The 23,974-nt window shown below is 61.6% G+C and carries 23 protein-coding genes; 10 read left to right on the top strand and 13 right to left on the bottom strand.

Annotated features, from left to right (window positions below; all coding sequences use genetic code 11):
- The first annotated feature begins 170 nt into the window (after window positions 1-170).
- Window positions 171-1,094 (top strand): hypothetical protein, encoded by a 924-nt coding sequence (locus M5G17_RS04660; protein WP_273891855.1) that lies wholly within the window; start codon window positions 171-173, stop codon window positions 1,092-1,094.
- Window positions 1,095-1,100: 6 nt separating this feature from the next.
- On the opposite strand, the gene M5G17_RS04665 is transcribed toward M5G17_RS04660, so the two are convergent.
- Both M5G17_RS04665 and M5G17_RS04670 read right to left on the bottom strand, forming a co-directional pair.
- Entirely contained in the window at window positions 1,101-1,382 is a 282-nt protein-coding gene (locus tag M5G17_RS04665; RefSeq protein WP_130262900.1) for a PsiF family protein, read from the bottom strand.
- 62 nt (window positions 1,383-1,444) lie between these two features.
- Window positions 1,445-2,236 (bottom strand): AraC family transcriptional regulator, encoded by a 792-nt coding sequence (locus tag M5G17_RS04670; protein ID WP_273891858.1) that lies wholly within the window; start codon window positions 2,234-2,236, stop codon window positions 1,445-1,447.
- 98 nt (window positions 2,237-2,334) lie between these two features.
- Here M5G17_RS04670 and M5G17_RS04675 point away from each other — a divergent pair, with 98 nt between their 5' ends.
- Window positions 2,335-3,228, top strand: coding sequence for a DMT family transporter (locus M5G17_RS04675; RefSeq protein ID WP_273891860.1), 894 nt, complete (start codon window positions 2,335-2,337; stop codon window positions 3,226-3,228).
- Here the strand turns inward: M5G17_RS04675 and M5G17_RS04680 are convergent.
- Window positions 3,209-4,099 (bottom strand): esterase/lipase family protein, encoded by an 891-nt coding sequence (locus M5G17_RS04680; RefSeq protein WP_273891862.1) that lies wholly within the window; start codon window positions 4,097-4,099, stop codon window positions 3,209-3,211. The genes M5G17_RS04675 and M5G17_RS04680 overlap by 20 nt on opposite strands.
- A gap of 123 nt (window positions 4,100-4,222) precedes the next feature.
- Between M5G17_RS04680 and osmE the strand changes: the two genes are divergently transcribed.
- Both osmE and M5G17_RS04690 read left to right on the top strand, forming a co-directional pair.
- Window positions 4,223-4,576 (top strand): osmotically-inducible lipoprotein OsmE, encoded by a 354-nt coding sequence (gene osmE, locus M5G17_RS04685; protein ID WP_273891864.1) that lies wholly within the window; start codon window positions 4,223-4,225, stop codon window positions 4,574-4,576.
- Between the two features lie 90 nt (window positions 4,577-4,666).
- The gene (locus tag M5G17_RS04690) at window positions 4,667-5,197 is read left to right on the top strand and encodes a ferritin-like domain-containing protein (protein WP_273891891.1); all 531 of its coding nucleotides are present in this window, start codon (window positions 4,667-4,669) and stop codon (window positions 5,195-5,197) included.
- A gap of 70 nt (window positions 5,198-5,267) precedes the next feature.
- Here M5G17_RS04690 and M5G17_RS04695 read toward each other — a convergent pair whose 3' ends face one another.
- Window positions 5,268-7,328 (bottom strand): AsmA family protein, encoded by a 2,061-nt coding sequence (locus tag M5G17_RS04695; protein WP_273891866.1) that lies wholly within the window; start codon window positions 7,326-7,328, stop codon window positions 5,268-5,270.
- Between the two features lie 340 nt (window positions 7,329-7,668).
- Between M5G17_RS04695 and M5G17_RS04700 the strand changes: the two genes are divergently transcribed.
- From M5G17_RS04700 to M5G17_RS04710, 3 genes are all read left to right on the top strand, one after another.
- The gene (locus M5G17_RS04700; RefSeq protein WP_273891868.1) at window positions 7,669-8,025 is read left to right on the top strand and encodes a hypothetical protein; all 357 of its coding nucleotides are present in this window, start codon (window positions 7,669-7,671) and stop codon (window positions 8,023-8,025) included.
- Between the two features lie 134 nt (window positions 8,026-8,159).
- Entirely contained in the window at window positions 8,160-8,789 is a 630-nt protein-coding gene (fabR, locus tag M5G17_RS04705) for an HTH-type transcriptional repressor FabR (RefSeq protein ID WP_273891869.1), read from the top strand.
- 94 nt (window positions 8,790-8,883) lie between these two features.
- The gene (locus tag M5G17_RS04710; RefSeq protein ID WP_273891870.1) at window positions 8,884-9,984 is read left to right on the top strand and encodes an AGE family epimerase/isomerase; all 1,101 of its coding nucleotides are present in this window, start codon (window positions 8,884-8,886) and stop codon (window positions 9,982-9,984) included.
- A 47-nt stretch (window positions 9,985-10,031) separates the two neighbouring features.
- On the opposite strand, the gene M5G17_RS04715 is transcribed toward M5G17_RS04710, so the two are convergent.
- The 6 genes from M5G17_RS04715 to M5G17_RS04740 all read right to left on the bottom strand — a co-directional run bounded on the left by M5G17_RS04715 (window position 10,032) and on the right by M5G17_RS04740 (window position 16,558).
- A complete protein-coding gene (locus M5G17_RS04715) occupies window positions 10,032-10,799 on the bottom strand; it encodes an SDR family oxidoreductase (RefSeq protein ID WP_273891871.1) in 768 nt (255 codons plus the stop codon).
- Between the two features lie 676 nt (window positions 10,800-11,475).
- Window positions 11,476-12,192 (bottom strand): ABC transporter ATP-binding protein, encoded by a 717-nt coding sequence (locus tag M5G17_RS04720; RefSeq protein WP_273891872.1) that lies wholly within the window; start codon window positions 12,190-12,192, stop codon window positions 11,476-11,478.
- Window positions 12,189-13,064: an ABC transporter ATP-binding protein gene (locus M5G17_RS04725; RefSeq protein ID WP_273891874.1), complete on the bottom strand. Its 876-nt coding sequence runs from the start codon at window positions 13,062-13,064 to the stop codon at window positions 12,189-12,191. The genes M5G17_RS04720 and M5G17_RS04725 overlap by 4 nt, the downstream gene beginning before the upstream one ends.
- Complete coding sequence (livM, locus tag M5G17_RS04730) at window positions 13,061-14,344, bottom strand: high-affinity branched-chain amino acid ABC transporter permease LivM (RefSeq protein WP_130262888.1); 1,284 nt, start codon at window positions 14,342-14,344, stop codon at window positions 13,061-13,063. Before livM ends, M5G17_RS04725 begins: the two co-directional genes overlap by 4 nt.
- A 2-nt stretch (window positions 14,345-14,346) precedes the next feature.
- Window positions 14,347-15,261, bottom strand: coding sequence for an ABC transporter permease subunit (locus tag M5G17_RS04735; RefSeq protein ID WP_130262887.1), 915 nt, complete (start codon window positions 15,259-15,261; stop codon window positions 14,347-14,349).
- Window positions 15,262-15,421: 160 nt separating this feature from the next.
- The gene (locus M5G17_RS04740) at window positions 15,422-16,558 is read right to left on the bottom strand and encodes an ABC transporter substrate-binding protein (RefSeq protein ID WP_273891875.1); all 1,137 of its coding nucleotides are present in this window, start codon (window positions 16,556-16,558) and stop codon (window positions 15,422-15,424) included.
- Between the two features lie 470 nt (window positions 16,559-17,028).
- Here M5G17_RS04740 and pncB point away from each other — a divergent pair, with 470 nt between their 5' ends.
- Together pncB and nadE are read left to right on the top strand one after the other, a co-directional pair.
- Window positions 17,029-18,231, top strand: a complete 1,203-nt coding sequence (gene pncB, locus M5G17_RS04745; protein ID WP_273891876.1) for a nicotinate phosphoribosyltransferase — start codon at window positions 17,029-17,031, stop codon at window positions 18,229-18,231.
- A gap of 3 nt (window positions 18,232-18,234) precedes the next feature.
- Window positions 18,235-19,062 (top strand): ammonia-dependent NAD(+) synthetase, encoded by an 828-nt coding sequence (gene nadE, locus M5G17_RS04750; RefSeq protein WP_273891877.1) that lies wholly within the window; start codon window positions 18,235-18,237, stop codon window positions 19,060-19,062.
- A gap of 78 nt (window positions 19,063-19,140) precedes the next feature.
- Here nadE and azu read toward each other — a convergent pair whose 3' ends face one another.
- On the bottom strand, window positions 19,141-19,587 hold the full coding sequence (gene azu, locus M5G17_RS04755; protein WP_273891878.1) for an azurin: 447 nt from the start codon (window positions 19,585-19,587) through the stop codon (window positions 19,141-19,143).
- A gap of 363 nt (window positions 19,588-19,950) precedes the next feature.
- Between azu and M5G17_RS04760 the strand changes: the two genes are divergently transcribed.
- Window positions 19,951-20,538, top strand: coding sequence for an LOG family protein (locus M5G17_RS04760; protein WP_273891879.1), 588 nt, complete (start codon window positions 19,951-19,953; stop codon window positions 20,536-20,538).
- Between the two features lie 28 nt (window positions 20,539-20,566).
- Here M5G17_RS04760 and M5G17_RS04765 read toward each other — a convergent pair whose 3' ends face one another.
- Complete coding sequence (locus M5G17_RS04765) at window positions 20,567-21,472, bottom strand: transglutaminase family protein (protein ID WP_273891880.1); 906 nt, start codon at window positions 21,470-21,472, stop codon at window positions 20,567-20,569.
- Complete coding sequence (locus M5G17_RS04770) at window positions 21,472-23,958, bottom strand: circularly permuted type 2 ATP-grasp protein (protein ID WP_273891881.1); 2,487 nt, start codon at window positions 23,956-23,958, stop codon at window positions 21,472-21,474. Before M5G17_RS04770 ends, M5G17_RS04765 begins: the two co-directional genes overlap by 1 nt.
- Between the last annotated feature and the right edge of the window lie 16 nt (window positions 23,959-23,974).

Here is a 23,974-nt window from a genome sequence, read left to right on the forward strand (position 1 = left end):
GCCCGGCAGGCATAGTGGCACGCAGCAGCACTGCGGCTGGCAATGCACTCGCGATGTTTCTATGATTGCCGCCCCCGATGGAATGGCGGCGCCCTTGAGGTGCATTCGCAGGTAAGCGAAACAGAAGTCCCTCTGTGCCTTCCCACCTTCAAGGCAAAGAGTTCCAGACCATGCGCAAACTGCTTGTCCTGCTCCCCCTGATGCTGCTTGGCGGCTGTTCGGAGGATTTCGCCACCCTGCACTTTGCGCAGTCGGTAAGAGCCTTCTACGGTGATCTCGCCCCGCAATACGGCGACGACCTGTACAACGCCATTTTGGCACTCCATATCGACCCCAAGGACATTGAAGTCGAGCTGGATCACGACCACCCGCAGACCATTGTCATCAGCGTCTCACGCTCACTCGATGTCACCAAGCGCAAAGCCTTGCGCGACTTTCTCGACGAAATTCCCCGGGCGCGCGCCGCCACCTCCTGGGACGTCGATGTCACCCTCGAGCCGCAGGCACTGGAACCCCAATTCCAGGTCTGGAAGGAGCCGCTGGAAAAGATCAAGGGGCCGGTCACCCTCAAGCTTGAGCTTGGCGATCGTATCGAGGCGCTTTCCACCGCCTCGCTCCAGGATCGCATGCTTGCGGCATCAAACAAGAGCGAAGTGTCGAGCATCATCACCTGCCACGTGCTGGCCAAAGTCTCGGGCGGGCCGTTCAAGCTCAGGTCGATCGTGCAGCTCGAGGATGGCCCATCGGAACGTGCGCAGGTGGTCCTTGAGTACGACCAGATGCGTTACGCCACGGTGCCGGCCCGCTTTGATTTCAAGGACCCGACGCTCAAGGAGAGAATCCGCAACGGCCAGATCAAGGCCTGGCAAGCCGAGAGGACGTTGCAGCGCAACCCTTACGGCCCCTTCGAAATGGCCTTCGAGATCGGTTCACTGGGCAAACAGAGCCTTAACCTCAACTCAGGCACGGACCAGCGCATAGGGATGGTCCAGGACGACTGCCGGGAACTGGCCAGCCGCGCCGGCCGGCCCTTCTCGCTGTTTCTCGGCAGGGGCCTGGACCGGCTCGAGTCGGTGACTTACGCCAATGATTGATGCCGGCTATTTTTTCTTCAGGCAGTCGCTCATGTAGGCCTTGCGCTCATCGCCCTTGAGCGCCTTGGTGGTGGCGTCGGCGTTGCAGGTTTTCATCTTGTCCTGCTGGGTCGCAGGCTTGGCTTTGAGGCAGGTGCTCATGAACGCCTTGCGCTCATCACCCTTGAGCGCCTGGGTGGTGGCATCGGCGTTACAGGTTTTCATTTTCTCCTGTTGTGCGGTGGCGGCAAAGCCTTGGGAACACATCAGCAAACCGAGCAACAGCAATGGCACACGCACCCGCTTCATGGCGCTTTCTCCTGGTCGCCGCGCCGGGTGCGCAGCCTTGCCGTGAGTGTAGACAAATATTCTTACAAACCACCAGCGCGCGCCTGCCGTCGGTACTGCTCAGGCGTGCAGTGGGCCTGGCGCTGGAACATGGCGATGAACGCCGAAGCGCTGCTGTAGCCCAAGTCGAAGGCAATCTGCTGGATCGGCAGGTTCTGCTCCAGCGCCTCGATGGCGCGCAAAAAGCGTAAGCGTAGGCGCCACTCGCCAAAGCTCATGCCCAGCTCGCGGACAAACTGCCGGGCCAGGGTGCGTTCGCTGACATGAACACGCTGGGCCCAGTGGCCGAGCGGGCGGTTGTCGCCGGGCTCGGCATGCAGGGACTGCAGCACCTCGCTCAGCCCGGCGCTGCGCGCGTACGGTAGGTAGCAAGTCTGGGTCGGTGCGCGGCGTAACTGGTCGACCAGTACCTGCGCTAGACGCTGGTCGGCTTCATCTTCGGCAACCCTGACGTCACGGGCAGCGAAGTCGCCAAGGATGGCCTTGAGAATATCGCTGATCACCAGGGTGCAAGGCTCATCAGGCAGGCCTTCGCACACGCTTCGATCCAGGTATACCGAGCGATAGACAATGGCCTGCGGGTTGTAACAACTGTGCTCGGTATCTGGCGGCATCCACACCGCATAGTGTGGCGGCGAGATGAAGCGCTGGCCGTCGACTTCCAGGTGCATGATGCCGTGGGCCGCATAGTTGAGCTGGCCCCAAGCGTGCCGGTGCGCGGCGCTGTGAGTATCGGCGCCGAACTCGTCGTAGCGGAAGTACACCGGGGCCGGTAACGCTTCGAATTGCGGGATGTTCAGGTATTTGATCGCCATGCTGTCTGGATCTATGCGCAGGCTGTCTGGATACAAGTATAAGCAACAGGACAGACAAGCGGATAATAACCGCCTGTACCTTCAAGAGCTCCCGTTCCATGAACTATGTGTTTCCGTTGCTGGCAATCTTCATCTGGGCCGGCAATACCGTGGTCACCAAGATGTCTGCCGGGGCGATCTTCCCGGCCGAAATCGGCTTCTATCGCTGGCTGCTGGCCGGCCTGCTGTTCACCCCCTTCCTGTTGCGGCCGGTGTTGCGCAACTGGGCGGCCATCGGCCCGAACCTGGGCAAGATCTTTATCCTTGGCGTGCTCGGCATGGCGGTGTATCAGAGCCTGGCCTACTTCGCAGCCGCCATCACCAGCGCCACCAACATGGGCATCATCCTCTCGCTGATGCCACTGATGTCCCTGGCCTTGGCGATCATCAGCCTGGGCCAGCGGTTGACCATCGGCGCGCTGATTGGCGCAGTGGTGTCGTTCATCGGTGTGCTGGTGGTGGTGTCGGCTGGCGACCTGGCGGTGCTGGTGCAACACGGTCTCAACGGCGGCGATGCGCTGATGCTGATCGCCACCCTGGCCTATGCGGTGTACAGCACTCTGCTGAAAAAGTGGCAGTTGCGCATCCCGCCCCTGCAACTGCTGTACCTGCAGGTACTGGTGGCAATCATCGTGCTGTTTCCGCTGTTCCTGTTCTCGCCGAAGACCGGCCTGGGCACGGGCAACATCGGCCTGGTGATCTACGCCTGCGTCCTGGCCTCGATGATCGCACCGCTGGCCTGGATGCAGGGGGTCAGCCGCCTGGGCCCGAGCCGCACGACATTGTTCTTCAACCTGCTGCCAGCAGTCACGGCGGTCATTGCGGCCCTGGTACTGGGCGAGCAACTGGCCCTGTATCACCTGGTGGGCGGGCTGCTGACCCTGGTCGGGGTGATCCTCGCCGAACGCTGGAAAACACCCCTGCGGCGCAGCGCTACAGCCCTGCAGCCTTGAGCCTGGCGGCATGCTCGGTGAACAGCCGCAGCGGTTCCGCGCCCTTGCCCACAGCGCCCAACGACTGATTGACGATGTCCAGGTGATCGAGCGGGTAGTCATCGCCGATCACCTGCCCCAGATGCGAGCTGAAGCGCCCGACCATGCCGTCGCACTGGCCCTTTTCCCGCACGAAGGTGCGGGCGAACAGGCGGCAGAAGCGGTTGCTGCCATCCAGGCGGTTGAGGCCGCGGTCGGTCAGGCCCGGTTGCAGGGTGCCGGACCAGGAGTAGTAGCGTACACCGTTGACCTCGGCAGGGCCCTCGCCGCCCCAGGTGGTCGGCAGCCCCTGTGGATAAGCCTGGTTGAACAGCGCTACCCCGGCACTGGTCAGTGAATGGTGCGAGGCGTGCACGTCGATTGGCAATGTCGGCCCGCGCCAGCCGGTTTCCAGCCAGCCCATCAAAACCCCCAGCCCATGCAGCAGCGCCTTGAGCAGGCGGCCACGTGCGGAATCGGCAGGGTAGTGTTCGAGCAGGTAGTCGGCCAGTTCCGAGCCGTGATTGGGGCCGGCGATCGAGGTCACCGAGGCAACCCACTCCGGCCGTTTGGCCGCAGCGTAACGCGCGGTCAGGGCGCCTTGGCTGTGGCCGAGCAGGTTGACCTTGTCGGCCCCGGTACGCTGGCGGATATCGGCGATGATCAGCAGCAACTGCTCGCCGCGTACCTCGCATGAGTTGAGCGGCGAAACCTGCACGGCGATTACCTTGGCCCCACCCCGGCGCAACGCCGAAACGATGCCGTACCAGTAGGGATACAGCAGCAGGCGGACAAAACCGAGCATGCCCGGCACCAGCACCAGTGGATAACGTGTGGCGAGCCCTTGGGCCATGGCTGCATTCCCCGTTCCGTGGACAGTCGCCCAACACTACAGGCACCTCGATGGCAATCGCAATCGAACTCCCACCGCTCGCTGGGGTTCCAAGTCAATAGACCCTCAGCAAGGAGCTCAACCATGTACCCAAAGATCCTGGCCATTATGCTGGCCACCGTCACCCTCGCGGCCTGCGGCAGCCGTCCGGAAAACCCGGTGGACTACGTCACGTACCGTGAGGAACCGCTGGTCAAGCAGGTCGAGAACGGCATGACCATGCAACGGGTGATCGCCATCGGCGGCAGCCCCTCGACTGTGATCGACCTGCCTCACGGCGGTACCTGCAACAATTACATCCTCAACCGTGACGGCCAGCAACAGGCCTACTACGTGCGCTTCGATGCCACCGGCCATGTCGACGCCAAGGGCTTCAAGACCTGCGCACAACGCCAGGTCGATGACAACGCCGTCGAGAAGGCCAAGTCCCACGTATAAAACTTTTTCGCCCGCAGGCCACTCACAGCTTAAGCAACCAGCGCGCCAACAGTGCGTGAAGATCTCGCCGATTTCAGCCTGGAGATGATGATGAGCAACGTTGAACTGACTGATGTCAAAACCTTGCGTGAACGCGCCCGCCAGCATGTCGAGAAGGGCGCCGTGACTGAAGGTTACAGCGCCGACCGGAAAACGATCCTGCGTCTGCTCAATGAGTCGCTGGCCACCGAATGGGTCTGCGCCCTGCGCTACAAGCGCCACTACTACATGGCCAGCGGGATCAAGGCCAGTGTTGCGGCTGACGAGTTCCTCGAACATGCCACCCAAGAGCTGGAGCACGCCGACAAACTGGCCGAACGTATCGTCCAGCTGGGCGGCGAGCCGGACCTGAATCCGGACAACCTGAGCAAGAATTCCCATGCCCAGTACGTCGCGGGCAAAAATCTCAAGGAAATGGTCCTTGAAGACCTGGTCGCCGAGCGGATCGCCATAGACAGTTACCGCGAGATCATCCACTACATCGGTGAGAGCGACCCGACCACCCGGCGCATCTTTGAAGACATTCTGGCCCAGGAAGAAGAGCACGCCGACGACATGGCGGACCTGCTCCAGGGGCTTTGAACCTGATCGCGGGGCAAGCCCGCTCCTACACCTCCGAGTAGGAGCGGGCTTGCCCCGCGATAGCTTTTTCTCAACCCGCCTTCACCGCCCGCGGCGCCTTGCCTGTCTTCATCTGTTCCAGCAACGGTGTGCACTGATTCGGCACATCGCCGCTGGGCGCGATCAGTGCCAGCAATCCGGCCGCCGGCCCCACTGCAACCCCCAGCGCGACCATGCCCACGCCGCGCAACGCCAGCGGCAATGCCTGCACGCCGGCGCTGGGCTTGGCAAAAGGCCCGCGCACATACAACGGTGAACGCAACGAGATCAGGCGCACGCCCTTGGATTCGGGGTTGATCTTCAGGTCCAACTGCTCGCTGGCGAAGTTGGCCGTGCCGTCGATGTGGATGATCGCGTTCTCGGTATCGAAGACAAACACCCGGGTGGTCGCCAGGCCATTCTTGATGCCGAAATCGGCCGCCGCGCAGTTGATCTTCACATCCTTGTCGCCAAACAGCTTGCCGACCACATAGTTGCCAACGTTGAGCCCGGCGATTTCCATCAATCCACGGCTGATCGCGCCATCGTTGATCAGCATCTTCAGGTCGCCATTGGCCGTGGCCAGCAAGGCCGCCACCGAGTTGCCACGCCCGCTCAGGTCGGCGTCGCCATTAAGCTCGCCGAAGCTGGTCTTCATCGGCTCGAAGGTCGGGAACAACTGCTTGAGCTTGAAGTTGCGCGCGCTCAATTGCGCTCGCCCCTGCAACGGCACACTACGGCCATCCAGGCGCACCTGGGCGTCGAGCTTGCCACCGGCAATGCCAAAGCGCAGCGGTTCCAGGCGCAGCACGCCATCGTCGAGAACGAAGTGGCTGGAGAGATCGGTAAACGGCAGTTCGGCACTGTGCACGATGCGCTTGCCGCTGAAGGTCACGTCGGCGTCCATGCTCCGCCAGCGTTCGGTCCGGAACGCCTCGACCGGCAACACCTTGCCCGCCGGTTGCTTGCTGGCACCGCCTCGGGCTTTCTGCTGGGCATTGGAATCGGCACCGATCAGCGGCGCCAGGTCCTTGAACAACAACTGATTGGAGACCAGCTTGCCGGTCAGTTTCGGCCGCGGCTGGCTGGCGGCGAAGGCCAGGTCGCCATGGATATCACTGTCACCGATCTTGCCGTTGAAGCCTTCATAGCGAAACAGCGCGCCGCCGGGCTCATGCAACTTGGCCGTGAGATGACCATCGGTTGCGTAGGGTGGTGAGTCGGGCAGAGTTACGCCGGTCAGTGGGTACAGGTTGCCCAGGCTAGTACCGGAGAGTCGCAAGCGCAGGTCCAACGCTCCGAGATTACGCGGATCGGTGAGCGTGCCAGCGACGGCGATACGGGTGGCTCCGATGGCCATGTCGGCTTGCAGTGGGAACGGCTGCGCAGCGTCCTGCAGCGCCAGCAGGCCGCCAATCTTGCCAGTACCGGCAAGCGCCTGACCTTTGTAGAGGCCCTTGACCTTGAGTCCGAAGGCATAATCCTGGGCGGCACCAGTCTTTTGCGCGGCCCCCTTGCCGACGATATCGCCGAACGGGATCGGCTTACCCAGTGGGTCGATCAGCACGTCCAGTTGAGTCTTCAGGCTCTGGTCGTCGAGTCTGACCTGGCCCTTATCGAAGCCGATAGCGCCGATATCCAGCACCCATTGCGACGCTTCGGCCTGGTCATCCTTGGGCCCGAAATCGAAGTTCCAGTTGGCACGGCCATCGGCCAGGCGCTTGAGGCTGGCGGTCGGCTGGTTGAGGCCGATGCGCGGAATGACGATCTGCTGCACCAATAGCGGCAGCGGCGCCAGGCGGAACTCGACACGCTTGAGGCCGACCATCTGCGGTTCCTTGAGCCAGTCCGGGTTGCCCAGGGTAAGGTCCTCGGCAATGAAATGCGGCCACGGCAGCCAGGCACGCCAACCACCCTGCTCCGGCTCACGCTGCCAGCGCACGGCCAGGTTGCCATTGATCGCAAAGGGCCGATGCAGCGCTTCGGAGACCTTGGCATTGAGGGTCGGCTTGATCCGGTTCCAGTCGAAGGTGGCGATGACGATCACCAGTACGCCCAGGACCAGCAGCAGGCTGGCCAGGGTCCAGGTGATGATTTTGGCAGGACGCGTCATTGCACGGTTCTCCGGATGGCTGCAGGGCAAAAACGGGCGCGCTGATGGCACCTATCTCTTCGGACTGATGAAATCCCGAGGGGTTTAATCGGTCAGCCATGATAACGAGGTTTTTTCTGACCTTTCTCTCAACTTTTGTCGATCGTTACCACCTTCGGCAGCGTCGGTAACAGCCTGCCCGCCATGCCCCATCAAGCCGTAAGCCGCTACCCAGAGCGGTCGCTGCAAAACATCAATTCCGTTGATTGTTACCATTATCTTTATGAACTTTTATCTGGCGTTTCCCGGCGTAGCATTGGCTCCGTACCCACTTTCCAGCCCCACCGAGGAGCACCGAACCATGAAACGCCAATTACTGCTTAGCCTGTCCCTGTCCATCCTGGCTGCCAACGCCTTTGCCGTACCCGCTGCCGAACAGGCCCTGACCGCCGAATCACGCTCAAGCTCGACGGTGATCTCGCAACCGCTCAATCCACTGGCCGAAGGTGGCTCGGATCGCTTGCTGGAGCGCAACAATCGTGTTGCCGAAGGCGGTGCTGATCGCCTGAATGACCGAGTCAAAGTGGCCGAGGGTGGTTCCGATCGCCTGAAACAGTATTACAAAGTAGCCGAAGGTGGTTCAGACCGTCTGAATGCACGCTTGCAGGTCGCAGAAGGTGGATCTGATCGTCTGATCGAAAACCAGCGCGCGAGCTGAAGCCTATGCCAGACAACAACAGACACCAGCGCTGTAGCAGCTCCCCTCCCAGCCCGGTCCATTGACCGGGCTTTGTTTTTCTGGCGCCAGGCTATTAGAGTGCAGGGCTGTTTCATTGCCTGCCGATACTTGCCATGCTGCCGCGCGCCGAACAAAAGCAACAGACCCGCCAAGCCCTGCTGGATGCCGCCCGCCACCTGATGGAAAGCGGTCGAGGCTTCGGCAGCATCAGCCTGCGCGAAGTGGCGAAAACCGCAGGCATCGTCCCCACCGGCTTTTACCGGCACTTCGTCGACATGGACGAACTGGGCCTGGTCCTGGTCAATGAGGTCGGCGAAACCTTCCGCCAGACCATCCGCCTGGTGCGCCAGAACGAATTCGAGCTCGGTGGCATCACCGATGCCTCGGTACGGATCTTTCTCGACGTGGTCGCGGCCAACCGCGCCCAGTTCCTGTTCCTCGCCCGCGAGCAGTACGGCGGCTCGCAGCCGGTGCGCCAGGCCATCGGCGACTTGCGCCAGGGCATCAGCTCGGACCTGGCCACCGACCTTGCACGCATGCCGCGCTGGCAACACCTGGACGCCGCTGCCCTGGCGGTGATGGCCGACCTGGTGGTGAAAACCGTGTTCGCCACCCTGCCGGAGTTGATCGACGAACCGAGCGCCAATACTGCCGAAATGATCAGCGCCCAGGAGAAGATCACCCAGCAGCTGCGCTTCATCTTTATCGGCGCCAAGCATTGGCAGGGGCTCAGTACCCTGTAGGCCGTGTGCTGTGCTGGCCGCACCGCCACCCCCAAACTCCCCGCCGTTTCCTGCTACCATTGCGCGCAAACGCACCGACCGCGACGATTTTTCCATGCCCGACCTTTGTACTGCCCCGTCTGAACTGCTCGCCAAGGTCCAGGCGCACTTTGACCTGCGCATCGTGCCGCTGTGGCAAGGCCCGGGCTGGAATGCAGAGATGGCGCTGCCCTTCGAAGCCCTTGATCCGCAGCAACGGCCACTGCCGGTGCAACGCTATCGGGCCATGGCCTGCGCGCGCCAGTTGTACCTGTTCAGCAGCCGTATCGAACAACCTGGTGCCCGCGAGCGCGCTGCAGCGCTGTTTCGCTCGTTGCAGCGGCACTTCCATGATGCCGAGCACGGCGGCTGGTTCTACAGCATCGATGCCCAGGGCAAGCCACTGGACCGGCGTAAGGACCTCTACACCCACGCCTTTATCGTCTTCGCCTGCGCGCATTATTGGGGCAAGGTTCGCGAGCAACTGGTCGAATCGACTCTCGACGCCGCGCTGGCAGTGATTGCCGAGCAATTCGCCCGTGATGATGGCCTGTACGAGGCGAGCCTTGGCGAAGACTGGTCGGACCTTGCCAGTGGCCCCCTGCAGAACCCGCTGATGCACCTGGCCGAAGCCTTCCTCGCCACATTGTCGGTGCGTGACGATGAAGCCGTAGCGCAGGCGTTGGAAGACCTGGCAGCGGCCATGCAAGCGCACTTCATCGACCCTGAACACGGGGTGATGCTGGAGAAACCGCGAGGCGCTGTGGATAACTGGTTCGAACCGGGGCACCAGTTCGAATGGTTCTACTTACTGGAGTCTTCACCACTGCTATGCGGTGGCGAGTTGCATCGGTCGCTCAGCCGCGCGTTCACCTATGCCGAGCACTGCGGGGTGAAGGACACCGCAGTGCTGGCCATGCTCAGCGCCGATGGCCAGGTGCGTGATGCCACCCAACGCATCTGGGCCCAGGCCGAGTACCTGCGCGCCCTGACCTTGCGCCCGGACAGTGACGCCAAGGTACTGGCCCAGCTCCAGGCGCTGCAGCAGAATTTCCTGCATGCCGATGGCTGGTATGAGTGTCGGGATGCCAGTGGCAAGGTCAGCCGCGAAGATATGCCGTCGACCACGCCTTACCATTTGGCGACTTGTCTGGAAGGGTTGCAGCGTCAGCACTGACGCTATCGCGGGGCATTGTGGGAGCGGGCTTGCCCCGCGATGGGCCCTCAAGCCTTACCGGATCGATCAATCGAAAAGCCCGCCCACGCCTGGCTCACCGGCATTAGCTCAAGGCTGTTGATGTTGATGTGCGCCGGCTGGTTCATGATCCAGAAGATGGTCTCAGCGATGTCCTGCGGCTGGATCGGCTCAGCGCCGGCGTAGGTCGCATCGTACCGCGCCTGGTCACCACCGAAACGCACCAGCGAGAACTCGCTCTCGCACAGGCCCGGCTCGATGTTGCTGACCCGCACGCCAGTCCCCTGCAGGTCGCAACGCAGACTCAGTGAAAACTGCCCGACGAATGCCTTGGTGCCGCCGTACACATGGCTGCCCGGATACGGATAATTACCCGCCACCGAGCCAACATTGAGAATGGTCGCGCCACGGCCATGGGCGATCAGCCGTGGCAGCAACAAGCGGGTGCTGTACATCAGGCCCTTGATGTTGGTGTCGACCATGGTGTCCCAATCATCCAGGTCGCACTTGGGCGCCGGGTCCGCGCCCAGGGCCAGTCCTGCGTTGTTGATCAGCCCGCGCAGCTTGGCGAACGCCGGCGGCAGGGTGTCAATGGCCGCTTCCATGGCCTTGCGGTCACGCACATCGAGCACTAGGCCGTGCACCTGGGTCTGCTTGGACAGCTCGGCACACAACGCTTCCAGGCGCTCCTGACGGCGACCAGTAAGTACCAGCGACCAGCCGGCTTCAGCAAAACGACGGGCGCAGGCTTCGCCGAAACCGGACGTTGCACCAGTAATGAATACGGTAGAGGTCATGCGGGTCTCCTTGATGAGGCTGATCACAGGGTTTGCAGCATGCCCGCCGTCGCGTTCGGCAGCAAGCCATTCAAGTTGCTGTACAAAAAACGATCAAACCTGTGGAGACCCCAGTATGTAAGGCCTGCAGCAAGCTTTACTCATCTTATCCACAAGCCCTTCCACAAAATCCGGGGGCAACTCGAAAGCCCTGCAAGCCGTGTAATTCGGGGCTTGAGCAAGTATTTTGCTTGACCTTGAGCGCTGCGCTTGACCTCAACCTGCGGACCAGGAAATACAGAGGTGTTTTCCGTGATGGCTCCAGGCCTGTAATTCCGCCGCCTACACCGATCCGTCCAAGGCTTGCCCACAGAGTTATCCACAGGCTTTTCAGGTCCTTTTAGTGCCTTTTGCGCTAGCGACAAAGCACTTGACAAAGCCTGCTGGAAAACCTTGGAAAACTTCTGATCAAAAAACAACCACACACCGTAAAGCCTTGTAAACAAAGGCCTGTAGCAAGATGCACCCAAGTTACCCACAGTCGCTTCCACACCAATGGTGGACAACTCAAGGGTCGAGAAAACAGCCAGTTACAGCGACTTTCTGTCGCGCCGCAGAGAAAGTTGCCGCAAGGTTTTCCACAAAACGCTGGACAAAAAAATGCCCCGTCACACGGGGCATTTTTTCCAGCAAAAGATCAGTGCCCGCCCAGATAAGCGTTGCGCACCTCCTCATTGACCAACAGCTCCTGGCCAGTACCGGTCAGGCGGATATGGCCGTTGACCATCACATAGGCGCGGTCCGAGAGCTTCAGCGCATGGTTGGCGTTCTGCTCCACCAGGAAGATGGTCATGCCGGTCTGAGCCAGCTCACGCAAGGTGGCGAAGATCTGCTTGACCACGATCGGCGCCAGGCCCAGCGACGGCTCATCGAGCAGCAGCAACTTGGGCCGGCTCATCAGTGCCCGGGCAATGGCGAGCATTTGCTGCTCGCCGCCAGACATGGTCATGGCACGCTGGTTACGCCGCTCCTTGAGCCGTGGGAACAGCTCGAACATGCGCTGCATGTCCTCACTGGCAAACTTGTCGCCAATCGGGATGGTCCCCATCATCAGGTTCTCTTCCACCGACATGTCGGGGAACACCCGCCGGCCTTCCGGCGACTGGGCAATACCGTTGGAAGCAATGTAGTGCGAGGACTTGTGGGTAATGTCAGTGCCGCGGTAGATGATCTGCCCGGCGGCGGCCCGCGGCTGGCCGAAGATCGACATCAGCAGGGTCGACTTGCCGGCGCCGTTGGAGCCGATCAGGCTCACTGTTTCACCCTCATCAATGTGCAGCGAGACTTTTTTCAGGGCCTGGATCGGCCCGTAAAACACGTCGATCTCTTTGAGTTCGAGGATCGGTGCACTCATACCAGTTCCTCTTCATCGGCGCCCAGGTAGGCGGCAATTACCGTCGGATTGTGACGGATGTCTTGTGGCGCGCCTTCGGCGATCACGTTACCGTGGTCAAGCACCACGATATGGTCGGATATGCTCATGACCATGCCCATGTCGTGCTCGATCAGCACCACAGTCAGGTCGTGCTCGTCACGCAATACGCGGATCATCTTGCTCAAGGCCTCGGTCTCCTGCGGATTGAGGCCCGCCGCCGGTTCGTCCAGGCAGATGATCTGCGGCCGCGTGCACATGGCCCGGGCAATCTCCAGGCGACGTTGCTGGCCGTACGACAGTTCACCGGCCAGGCGGTTGGCGCAGTCGACCAGGTCAACCACTTCCAGCCAGTAGAAGGCGTGGTCCAGGGCATCGCTTTCAGCCTTGCGGTAGCCCTTGGTGTTGAGTACGCCGGCCAGCAAATTGCGGTTGACCCACATGTGCTGGGCCACCAGCAGGTTCTCGACCACCGACATTTCCCGGAACAGGCGAATGTTCTGGAAGGTCCGCGCCAGGCCTGCGCGGTTGACCAGGTGGGTACCGCCAAACATCTTGTAATGCAGGCGGTTGATAAAGCGCTTGGGCGAGACGAAGTCACCGAACTGGAAACGCTCGCCCAGCAGCTGGATAACGTTGGTGCGGGTGCCGCGCATGTTCAGCTCGATCTTGCCGCCACTGGCCTTGTAGAAACCGGTCAGGCAGTTGAACACCGTGGTCTTGCCAGCACCGTTGGGGCCGATCAGGGCGAAAATGGAGTTGCGCTTGACCTTCAGGCTGACATCGCTGAGCGCCTTGATCCCGCCAAACTGCATCATCAGGTTGTCGACCGAGAGAATCACCTCATCGCTCATGGCGCTACTCCTTTACGCGGAACCACACCGGTACGGCTGATGCGAATCAGGCCGCGCGGCCTCCAGATCATCATCAACACCATCAGCACGCCGAACAGCAGCACCCGGTATTCGGAGAAACTGCGCAACAACTCCGGCGCCACGGTCAGCACGAACGCGGCAATCACCACACCGACGGTCGAGCCCATGCCGCCGAGCACGACGATGGCAAGGATCAGCGCCGACTCGAAGAAGGTGAACGAGGACGGGTTGACGAAGCCCTGGTAGCTGGCAAAGAACACCCCGGCAAGGCCTGCGGTGGAGGCCCCTAGGGTGAAGGCCGAGAGTTTTACCAGTACATGGTTAAGACCCATGGAGCGGCAGGCAATCTCGTCTTCGCGCAGGGCTTCCCAGGCACGCCCAACCGGCATGCGGGTCAGCCGGTGCTTGATGTACAAAACCGCCAGCACTACTAGGAACAAGACGATGTAGATGAACAGGAACTTCAGGTTGGGGTTGTAATCGATGCCGAAGAACTCATGGAACGGCACGCCGCCGTCCTTGGCCCGTCGACCGAACTCCAGGCCCATGAAGGTTGGCGACGGCACCGGCATGCCGTTGGGGCCACCGGTGAACGACAGCCAGTTGTTCAGTATCAGCCGAATGATTTCACCAAAGCCCAGGGTGACAATGGCCAGGTAGTCGCCATGCATCCTCAGCACCGGGAAGCCTAATATGCACCCGGCTAAAGCCGCCGCAATGGCGGCCAGCGGCAGCACGGTCCAGAAGCCCAGGCCCAGGTATTGGTAACCCAACGCCAGGCCATAGGCACCAATGGCGTAGAAGGCCACGTACCCCAGGTCAAGCAAACCGGCCAGGCCGACCACAATATTCAGGCCCAGGCCCAACAGCACGTAGATCAGGCCGAGGATGACCACCGTCAGCAGGTACTTGTTGGCAAAGAACGGGAAGACGATGGCGATCACGATCAGTGCCGGGATGATCCAGCGCAGCCGTGACTTGTAGTCCGGCGCCAGCACATGCACGCCGGAGCCACTGCCCTCGAAACCCTGCAGGATCGACTGGCCCTTGGGCGTCTGCAGAAACAGGCTGAGCAGAAAACGCCCGGCCATCACCCCGGCCACCAGCCAGGCAACACGAGTGGGCTCAAGGTTGAAGCTGTAACCGTCAAGCACCACACCGACGATGGGACCAAAGACGATCAGGGAAATCAGCCCGGCGAGAATCGCATCGATCAGGCTGCGCTTGATATCGAATGAAGTAGATTTGGCAGCAGACATACTTACACCTTCGCCACGAGTGGGCGACCCAGCAGGCCTTGGGGACGGAAGATCAGGATCAGCACCAGCAGCGAGAAACTGAACACGTCTTTGTAGTCGGAGTTGATCAGCCCGGAGAACAACGACTCGGAAATGCCGAGGATGATCCCGCCGAGCATGGCGCCCGGTAATGAGCCGATACCACCGAGGACTGCGGCGGTGAACGCCTTGATGCCGATGATGAAACCGGCATAGAAGTCGAAGGTGCCGTAGTTCATGGTGATCAGCACGCCGGCCAGGGCTGCCATCACTGCACCGATGACAAACACATAGGAGATCACCCGGTCGGTGTTGATACCGAGGATCGAGGCCATTTTGCGATCCTGCTGGGTGGCCCGACACATGCGCCCAAGTTTGGTGAACTTGATGATGTAGGTCAGCGCAGCCATGCCAACGAAGGCTGCCACCAGGATGAAGATCTTGGTGTAGGTCAGCTGGACGAAGCCGGTGCCCACTTCCATGCGCCAGGCGCCTTCGAGCAGGGTCGGAACGCCTTGCTGGCGTGCGCCCTGGCTGATCTGTGCGTAGTTCTGCAGGATCAGCGAGATGCCGATGGCACTGATCAAGGGGGCCAGCCGTGTGGAGTTACGCAGGGGTTTGTAAGCGATACGTTCGATGGTCCAGCCGTAGACACCGGTGACCACCACCGTGAAGATCAGCGTCCCGAGCATCAGCAAGGGGAAGGATTCGATACCGAAATACGCCAGCAATGCCAGGCTGATTGCCGCCAGATACGCGGAAATCATATACACCTCGCCGTGCGCGAAGTTGATCATGCCGATGATGCCATAGACCATTGTGTAGCCGATGGCGATCAAGCCATAGACCGACCCGAGGGTCAGACCGTTGACCAGTTGCTGCAGGAAAATACCATCCATAACGCAATCTCACGTATTTGAGATTGCACAAGCGCCGACTACGGTGAGCCCCGGATGAAGCGGCCCTCGCAGCGCAGGGTTGTGCAGATCTACGAGAAAAGACAGGTACGGCGCAAAACCGGGTAGCGACCCGGGCAAAAGCCCAGGTCGCCTACCTTTGTTATTTTTGTTTTTCCAGTTGGTGATACTTGCCGTCCTTGTCCCACTGGTAGACCACGTAGTCGGAGACTTTCAGGTCGCCCTTGCTGTCCCAGGTCTTCTCGCCCATCACGGTTTTCACCGGGTTGGCCTTGAGCCACTTGGCGGCATCCTCGCCTTTGTTTGACTTGGCGCCGTTGAAGCCTGCGGCCAGGGCCTGAAGTGATGCATAGGCGTACAGGGTGTAGCCCTCAGGTTCATAGCCGGTCTTGCGGAAGGCATCCACCACCGTCTTGCTGTCAGGCAGCAGGCGCGGGTCGGCGCCGAAGGTCATGTACACGCCATCGACGTACTGTGCGCCACCGGCAGTGGTCACCAGTTCGTCGGTGACGATGCCGTCATCAGACATGAACTTGACGTCTTTCAGACCATTCTCACGCAGTTGACGGACCAGCGGGCCGGCTTCCGGATGCAGGCCACCGAAATAGACCACGTCGGCACCGGCAGCGCGGATCTTGGTGACCACGGCGCTGAAGTCCTTCTCGCCACGGGTCAGGCCTTCATACAGCACCGGCGTCACCCCACGTTTGGTCAATTGCGCCTTGGTGGCGTCCGCCAGACCCTGGCCGTAGGTGTCCTTGTCGTGCAGCACCACGACCTTCTTGCCCTTGAGCACATCGACGATGTAGTCGCCGGCGACGATGCCCTGCTGGTCATCACGCCCGCACATGCGGAACATGGCGCTCAGGCCACGCTCGGTGACTTGTGGGTTGGTCGAGCCTGGAGTGATAGCAATGACCCCAGCTTCGTCATAGACCTCTGAAGCAGGAATGGTGTTAGACGAGCAGAAGTGCCCGACCACCCCGGCGACCTTTTCCTGGTCGACCAGGCGATTGGCTACCGCTACGGCCTGTTTCGGCTCGCAGGCATCATCGCCTTTGACCAGCACGATCTGCTCACCATTGATCCCACCTGCGGCGTTGATCGCATCAGCCGCTGCCTGCGCACCTTTCATGTACTGCTCGCCAAACGCTGCGCTAGGACCGGTCATCGGGCCTGCTACACCGATCTTGATGTCGGCCTGAACATACGAAGAAACGCCCAGCGCCGTAGCCACGGCGAGGGCCAGAAAGCCTTTCTTGTAAAACGTCTGCGACATGAGGTGGTGCTCCTGGAGTTTTTTTTGGTTGGCACTACAACTTTCAGCAATTGCTCTGAGCAAGGGCCGTGCCAGTGGTTTTTTATTCTGGAAAAACTCGTGAACAAGTTGCGCAGCGCGGATTCGCGGCCTTTTTTTACGGGTCGTGCAACCGTCTGCCTCACGGCAAGCGCCACTCGATTCTGCAAAAAAGAGCAACCACGAAGTGCCATCATTGCAACCCTGGGTTGTGGTTACGTGCAACCAGCCTGTAACAAGATGCGTAACCGAACTGCACATCCTTGGTGCGCGACTGCTACAGCGGGCACAACTACAGGCTAGCCGCTGACCGCTAAAAGCGCCGCTACCTGTAGCCTGCTACCGAATTACCCCGGCCCCGGCCTGCCCTGATCAAGGCAAAGGCTGGCACAATGCGCAGGTCTGTGCGCCGTCGCTGGCGGTGATGGCGCGCGCCCCCTTTGGAGCCCCCTATGAGCGAGAGTGCATTTGCCGATCGCATCGTGCAGAACCTGCTCGACACCGATTTTTACAAGCTGACCATGATGCAGGCCGTGCTGCACAACTACCCCAACGTCGACGTTGAATGGGAGTTTCGCTGCCGTAACGGTGAAGACCTGCGTCCGTATCTTGCGCAGATCCGCCAACAGATCGAGCAGTTGTGCGAACTGAGTCTGGGTAATGGCCAGCTGGGCTTCCTGGAACAGATCAGCTTCATGAAGCCGGACTTTTTGCGCTTTCTCGGACTGTTCCGCTTCAACCTGCGCTACCTGCAACTAGGGATCGAGAACGACCAGCTGTACCTGCGCCTGCGCGGGCCCTGGCTGCACGTGATCCTGTTTGAAGTGCCTTTGCTTGCGATCATCAGCGAAGTGCGCAACCGCCATCGCCATCCCCAGGCCAAACTCAGTGATGCCCGCGACCAGCTGTACCGCAAGTTCGACTGGCTCAAGGCCAATGCCAGCAGCGAGGAGCTGGCCGAGCTGCAGGTCGCCGACTTCGGCACCCGTCGGCGCTTCTCCTACAAGGTTCAGGAAGAAGTGGTGCGGGTACTCAAGGACGACTTCCCGGCGCGCTTCGTCGGCACCAGCAACGTGCACCTGGCACGGAAACTGGATATCAAGCCCCTGGGGACCATGGCCCACGAATGGATCATGGCCCACCAGCAACTGGGGCCGCGGCTGATCGACAGCCAGATCGCCGCGCTGGACTGCTGGGTCCGCGAATACCGCGGGCTGCTTGGCATCGCCCTGACCGATTGCATCACGATGGATGCCTTCCTGAACGATTTCGACCTGTACTTTGCCAAGCTGTTCGACGGCCTGCGCCATGACTCGGGCGATCCGGTGCAGTGGGCGGAAAAGGCCATCGATCACTACCGCAAGCTGGGGATCGATCCGATGACCAAGACCCTGGTGTTCTCCGACGGCCTGAACCTGACCAAGTCGCTGGAGATCTTCCGTGCCCTGCGCGGGCGGATCAACGTCAGTTTCGGCATCGGCACCAACCTCACTTGCGACCTGCCCGGGGTGGCGCCGATGAGCATCGTGCTTAAAATGACCGACTGTAACGGCCAGCCCGTCGCCAAGATTTCCGATGAGGCAGCCAAGACCCAATGCCGCGACGAGAACTTCGTCGCCTACCTGCGCCACGTCTTCAAAGTGTCCAAGGAGTAATTCATGCAAGCCGTCCAGCGAGAGATTGCCCAAGCGCTCAAGGTCCAGCCGCCGTTCGCCGACAGCGTCGCGCTCGAAGCCGAAGTGAACCGGCGCGTGGCCTTCATCAAGACCTGCCTGAGCAACGCACGGCTCAAGACTCTGGTGCTGGGCATCAGTGGCGGCGTCGATTCGCTGACCGCAGCGCTGATGGCGCAACGGGCGATCAACGAATTGCGCAGTGAAACCGGTGATCAGCAGTACCGCTTCATTGCCGTGCGCCTGCCCTACCAGGTGCAGCACGACGAACACGATGCCCAGGCTTGCCTGGAGGTGATCAAGGCCAACGAAGTGCACACCGTCGACATCGCCCCGGCCGTGCGCGCCCTGGCGGGCGAGGTCAAGGCCCTGGAGAGTGGCTCGCCGACGCTGGTCGACTTCGTCGTCGGCAACACCAAGGCGCGCATGCGCATGGTCGCCCAGTACACCATCGCCGGCGCCCGCCAGGGCCTGGTGATCGGCACCGACCACGCCGCTGAAGCAGTGATGGGCTTCTTTACCAAATTTGGTGATGGTTCCTGCGACCTGGCGCCGCTCAGTGGCTTGGTGAAGAACCAGGTACGGGCTATCGCACGCAGCTTTGGCGCGCCGGAGTCACTGGTGGAGAAGGTCCCGACCGCGGACCTGGAGGACCTGGCGCCGGGCAAGCCGGACGAAGCGTCACACGGCGTGAGCTATGCGCAGATCGATGCGTTCCTGCAGGGTGAGCCGGTAAGCCAGGAAGCGTTCGACATCATCAGCGCCACCTACCGCAAGACCCAGCACAAGCGCGAGATGCCGTTCGCGCCTTGAAAGCATCGCGGGGCAAGCCCGCTCCCACAGGATCAGCACTGTGTGGGAGCGGGCTTGCCCCGCAATTGGTTACCTGAATTACTTCAGCGTAACAGTGCCTTTCATCATCGAGATGTGGCCAGGGAACGAGCAGAAGAAGCCGTACTTCTCGTCCGCCTTGAGTTTGGACACATCGAAGGTCACCGAGTCAGTTTCCTTGGCGCCAATGATCTTGGTGTGGGCGATCACGCGCTCGTCACCGTCTTTCACATAGTTTTTGTCGATGCCGGCAGTCAGACCGTCGGTGGCGATCGGCTGCATGTCAGCTTCTTTGCTGATGACCAGGTTGTGGCCCATGACGTTCTTCGGCAACGAACCGGAGTGGGTCAGCTCGACGGTGAATGTCTTGCAGCTCTTGTCGATTTCGATGGCCTTGGTGTTGAAGGACATCTGGTCGGTGGAGTCGATCGTCGCCTTGCACTCAGCGGCGAATACCTGAGTGCTGGCGAGGGTCAGCAAGGATACTGCGACAACTTTGGCAAACATCGTGAATCTCCATGGCAGGGTTTTATCAGTTTGCAGACTGCCCGAAACCGCAAGGCCGGCCCATGATGTGGGTCAAGCACTGGCCGAAGAGCCAGACAGTAAATTTGTTCTATGGATTGTATACAGGAAATCTAAGTGCCCATCATGCACCTTTGGGCGAGGATGAGACAACCTCTCATTCAGGAGTCAACGGCTATGTCCCTGGGTAGCATGATCAACAGTTTTCTGGCGGCTTATGCCTGCGGCGCGGCGGGTGCCTCGTGCGAGTTCGCGCGCCCGGAGTGAAGCGGCCGCCGGAATTATGAACTTGGAAGCGCGGGCCGTGCGCCTTACTCTGTGTGCGCTTGTAACCGGAGAGAAGCAATGCCCGTACGTTCCATTTGTGTGTTCTGTGGCGCCAGCACCGGCGTCAACCCCGCCTATCGCGAAGCCGCCATCAGCCTCGGCCGGAGCATCGCCGAGCGCGGCCTGACTCTGGTCTATGGCGGTGGCGCCGTGGGCCTGATGGGCATCGTTGCCGATGCGGCCATGGCTGCCGGTGGCGAAGTGATCGGTATCATCCCTGAAGCCCTGAAGAATGCCGAAATCGGCCACACTGGCCTGACTCGCCTGGAAGTGGTCGACGGCATGCACGCGCGCAAGGCGCGCATGGCCGAACTGAGTGACGCCTTCGTCGCCCTGCCGGGTGGCCTGGGGACCCTGGAAGAGCTGTTCGAAGTCTGGACCTGGGGGCAGTTGGGCTACCACGCAAAGCCCCTGGGCCTGCTCGACGTCAACGGTTTCTACAGCAAGCTGGGCAGCTTTCTCGACCATGTGGTGGAAGAAGGCTTCGTGCGCCCGCAACACCGCGCCATGCTACAGCTGGCCGATTCGCCCGCCGAGCTGCTCGACGCCATGGACAACTTCGAGGCCCCGGTACTGCCCAAGTGGGTCGACAAGAAGCCTGACTGACCCACCTCCTCGCGGGGCAAGCCCGCTCCTACAAGGCAGCGGCCTCATCCAGCGGCGTCACCGTGACCTGCACCTGCGGGTCATGGCTGCCGCCGCCCAGGATCACCCCGCGCAACGGCGACACATCGCAAAAGTCCCGGCCCCAGGCCAAGGTGATGTGTTCAAGCGCCGGGCGCAGGTTGTTGGTGGGGTCGAAGTCGATCCAGCCCTGCCCCGGGCAGAACACCGACATCCAGGCGTGCGAGGCATCGGCACCGATCAACCGCGGCTGGCCGGGTGGCGGCCGGGTCAACAGGTAGCCGCTGACATAGCGCGCCGCCAGGCCACGCGACCGCAGGCAGGCGAGCATCAGGTGGGCGAAGTCCTGGCACACGCCACGTCGGCGCTCCAGCACCTCCACCAGCGGCGTGGCGACCTGAGTCGCATCAGCGTCGAAGGTGAATTCGTTGAAGATCTTCTCCATCAATGCCTGCACACCTTCGAGCAGTGGCCGTCCGGGCTCGAAACAGGACTCGCTGAACGCCACGAAGCGCTGCTTGAGCCGCACATACGGCGACTCGAAACAAAAACGGCACGCTTGCAGGTACTCACTCGTCAGCGGCTTACCGGAATAAGTCAAGGCATCACGCACCCACTCCCAGGCGGGTGAGGTAGCAAAGTCTGGCGCGGCCCGTTGCAGTACTTCGATCTGCACACGCGCCACCACCTGCAACTGTTCATGCGGGCGCTCGAAGGCCAGGCGGGTCAGTGGGTTGCCAAACACATCCCACTCGTCACGGCGCTGGCTGGGTGCCGGGCTGACCTGCAGGGCCTGGGTTTCGCAGCGTTGCCAGGCGCAGGGCCGTGGCCACAGGTGCGCCAGCTGCTGGGCCAGGGATACCGGGCTGTCGTAGCGGTAATGGGTGTCGTGAATGATCTGATAATGGGCACTCATCACAGCGATACCGTCTGTTGGCTGACATCATCGACGTGAGCGAAATGGCGCAGGACCAGGCGCTCGGAAAGCTCGCCACTGGCCAGGACGATCGCTTGCAGCAGGTCAGCAAGCCCGGACAGCACAGCCTGGATACTGGCGCTGCCGAACAAGGGGTCTTCCAGGCTGCGCAAGTCGAACAGTCGCAACTGCTCGGCCAGCAGGGCCAGAGCCGGGTCGCGCGGGCTGTCGAACTCCTCGCTCAAGCGCTGGTTGGCACGCACCAGCAACTTGAGCTGGAACAGCACGGCATGGGGGTTCTGTTCGTCGAGCAACAGCAGGTCGAGCACCGGGATCAATTGCGCGACGGCCAGGTAGCGCGAACGGTAGGTGATGCTGCTGTTGCCCAGTTCCAGCAACCACTCAAGCCCCGCCTGGTCGTGCACCGCCGGCCCGCGCAAAAACGCCGCCAGGCTGCTGCACAATGACTGCAGGCGTTCGATGCGCCGGCCAATCATCAAGAAGCGCCAGCCCTCGTCGCGGGTCATGTCGTCCAGGGCAAAACCGGACAGCGCCGCCAGCGACATCACCAGGCGGTTGAGAAAATCCACCCGTTCGCCAAAATCAGCCTCGGCGTCTTCCAGGCTCTGCGCTTCGCGTTGCAGTTCAAGCAACGCCTGCCAGTTTTCCCGCGAGAGCTTGCCGCGCACTTGCGAGGCCGCCCACTGCAGGCGCTGCAGGTTGGCGCGCAGGCTAAAGGCCCAGTCGGCATCGTCCAGTGCCACCTGCAGGCGCTCGGGCAATTCACCTTCCTCCGGCAGCAGCGACAGTTCATCGGCCAGCTCCACCGCAGCCTGCAAGGCCAGCGGATCATCGCCATCCAGGTAGCGGGTGAGGATGATCCGCAGCAGCCGCGCACTGGTATCACAACGCTCGCAGTAGCGCCCGAACCAGAACAGGTTTTCTACCACCCGCGATGGCAGGTAAGGGTCCTGGCGGATCAGTTCGGCCACGCCGATGCTGCGCTGGGCGCGCCATTGCTCGCCTTGTGGCGCGGCCTCACCGAGCACCCAGGTGTCCTTGCTGGCACCACCGCGCTGCATCGACACCACTTCTGCATCGGCCTGGGCCGCGACCCGGGTCAAGCCACCGGGCAAGATGCGATAGCCCTCAGCCGACGCCACGGCATATACGCGCATACCGATGGGCCGCGCCTGCAATTGGCCGTGCTCGGCCTGCCATACCGGTGCCTGGGACAGCTGCGCCAGCTCCTGGGCCACGTAGGCATAGGGTCGCGCCTGGATGCGCTCGGCCAACGCCTGACGCTGAGCCGGGTCGAGATCGCGACCAAATACCGGGCTGAAACTTTGCGAGGGGAATGCTGGCTTCACCAGCAGTTTGGGCAACTGCTCCAGCGCCCGGGCCATCACCGCTGGCTCACCGCACCACCAGGTGGCGATGGACGGCAGGCTCAATTCTTCAGCGAACAAGCGCTGGTTGATCGCCGGTAAAAAGCCCAGCAGGCCCGGCGACTCCAGCACCCCGCTGCCCAGCGCATTGGCCACCAGCACCCGGCCCTGGCGCACGGCGTCGAGCAAACCGGGCACGCCCAGGGCCGAATCCGTGCGCAGCTCCAGCGGATCGCAGAAATCGTCGTCCAGACGGCGCATGATCGCGTGTACCCGGCGCAGACCGCTCAAGGTCTTGAGATAGACGGTGGCATCGCGCACGGTCAGGTCACTGCCCTCGACCAGTGGGTAACCTAGCTGCCGGGCCAGGTACAGATGTTCGAAATAGCTCTCGTTGAACCGCCCCGGGGTCAGCAAAACCACCAGCGGTGCATCTTTGTCGCTGGGCGCCAGGCGCGCCAGGGTTTGCTGCAGGGTGCGGAAGAAACCGGCCAGGTGCTGCACCTGCAAGTCACGGTACAGCTCAGGCAGCGCCCGCGAGACAATGGTGCGGTTCTCCAGCGCGTAGCCGGCACCCGACGGCGCCTGGGTGCGGTCGGCCGTGACCCACCAGCGACCATCTGGCGCGCGGGCAAGATCCACCGCATAGACATGCAGGTAGGTCCCTTCGGGCGGGGCAATGCCTTGGCAGGGCCAGAGGAAATTGTTATGGCCATAGACCAGCTCGGCCGGCAGCAGGCCCTCACTGATCAATTGCTGCGGCCCGTAGATATCGGCCAGTAGTGCATTGAGCAGGCGCGCCCGCTGTGCAACCCCGGCCGCCAGTTGCTGCCATTGCGCAGCGGGCAGCACATGCGGTAACAGATCCAGCTCCCAGGGCCGGTCGGCGCCCTTGGGGTCGGCGTAAATGTTGTAAGTCACACCGTTCTCGCGCAACTGGCGGGTCAACGAGGCCTGGCGCTGGGCCAATTGCGCCGCCCCGCTGCGCTGCAGGTAGGCGCACAACGGCTGCCAATGCTCGCGCACAGCGCCCTGGCCTGCGAGCATCTCGTGATAGGTCCCCGCACTGAGCGGGTAAACATCAAACAGGTCAGGCATGACAATGCTCGAAGGC

The organism is Pseudomonas rubra, assembly GCF_028656935.1.
GTDB lineage: Bacteria > Pseudomonadota > Gammaproteobacteria > Pseudomonadales > Pseudomonadaceae > Aquipseudomonas > Aquipseudomonas rubra.

Bases quoted from the DNA above. Each gene is read 5' to 3' on its own strand.
- M5G17_RS04660 (WP_273891855.1), top strand. From the start codon at position 171: ATGCGCAAACTGCTTGTCCTGCTCCCCCTGATGCTGCTTGGCGGCTGT.
- M5G17_RS04665 (WP_130262900.1), bottom strand. From the start codon at position 1,382: ATGAAGCGGGTGCGTGTGCCATTGCTGTTGCTCGGTTTGCTGATGTGT.
- M5G17_RS04670 (WP_273891858.1), bottom strand. From the start codon at position 2,236: ATGGCGATCAAATACCTGAACATCCCGCAATTCGAAGCGTTACCGGCC.
- M5G17_RS04675 (WP_273891860.1), top strand. From the start codon at position 2,335: ATGAACTATGTGTTTCCGTTGCTGGCAATCTTCATCTGGGCCGGCAAT.
- M5G17_RS04680 (WP_273891862.1), bottom strand. From the start codon at position 4,099: ATGGCCCAAGGGCTCGCCACACGTTATCCACTGGTGCTGGTGCCGGGC.
- osmE (WP_273891864.1), top strand. From the start codon at position 4,223: ATGTACCCAAAGATCCTGGCCATTATGCTGGCCACCGTCACCCTCGCG.
- M5G17_RS04690 (WP_273891891.1), top strand. From the start codon at position 4,667: ATGAGCAACGTTGAACTGACTGATGTCAAAACCTTGCGTGAACGCGCC.
- M5G17_RS04695 (WP_273891866.1), bottom strand. From the start codon at position 7,328: ATGACGCGTCCTGCCAAAATCATCACCTGGACCCTGGCCAGCCTGCTG.
- M5G17_RS04700 (WP_273891868.1), top strand. From the start codon at position 7,669: ATGAAACGCCAATTACTGCTTAGCCTGTCCCTGTCCATCCTGGCTGCC.
- fabR (WP_273891869.1), top strand. From the start codon at position 8,160: ATGCTGCCGCGCGCCGAACAAAAGCAACAGACCCGCCAAGCCCTGCTG.
- M5G17_RS04710 (WP_273891870.1), top strand. From the start codon at position 8,884: ATGCCCGACCTTTGTACTGCCCCGTCTGAACTGCTCGCCAAGGTCCAG.
- M5G17_RS04715 (WP_273891871.1), bottom strand. From the start codon at position 10,799: ATGACCTCTACCGTATTCATTACTGGTGCAACGTCCGGTTTCGGCGAA.
- M5G17_RS04720 (WP_273891872.1), bottom strand. From the start codon at position 12,192: ATGAGTGCACCGATCCTCGAACTCAAAGAGATCGACGTGTTTTACGGG.
- M5G17_RS04725 (WP_273891874.1), bottom strand. From the start codon at position 13,064: ATGAGCGATGAGGTGATTCTCTCGGTCGACAACCTGATGATGCAGTTT.
- livM (WP_130262888.1), bottom strand. From the start codon at position 14,344: ATGTCTGCTGCCAAATCTACTTCATTCGATATCAAGCGCAGCCTGATC.
- M5G17_RS04735 (WP_130262887.1), bottom strand. From the start codon at position 15,261: ATGGATGGTATTTTCCTGCAGCAACTGGTCAACGGTCTGACCCTCGGG.
- M5G17_RS04740 (WP_273891875.1), bottom strand. From the start codon at position 16,558: ATGTCGCAGACGTTTTACAAGAAAGGCTTTCTGGCCCTCGCCGTGGCT.
- pncB (WP_273891876.1), top strand. From the start codon at position 17,029: ATGAGCGAGAGTGCATTTGCCGATCGCATCGTGCAGAACCTGCTCGAC.
- nadE (WP_273891877.1), top strand. From the start codon at position 18,235: ATGCAAGCCGTCCAGCGAGAGATTGCCCAAGCGCTCAAGGTCCAGCCG.
- azu (WP_273891878.1), bottom strand. From the start codon at position 19,587: ATGTTTGCCAAAGTTGTCGCAGTATCCTTGCTGACCCTCGCCAGCACT.
- M5G17_RS04760 (WP_273891879.1), top strand. From the start codon at position 19,951: ATGCCCGTACGTTCCATTTGTGTGTTCTGTGGCGCCAGCACCGGCGTC.
- M5G17_RS04765 (WP_273891880.1), bottom strand. From the start codon at position 21,472: ATGAGTGCCCATTATCAGATCATTCACGACACCCATTACCGCTACGAC.
- M5G17_RS04770 (WP_273891881.1), bottom strand. From the start codon at position 23,958: ATGCCTGACCTGTTTGATGTTTACCCGCTCAGTGCGGGGACCTATCAC.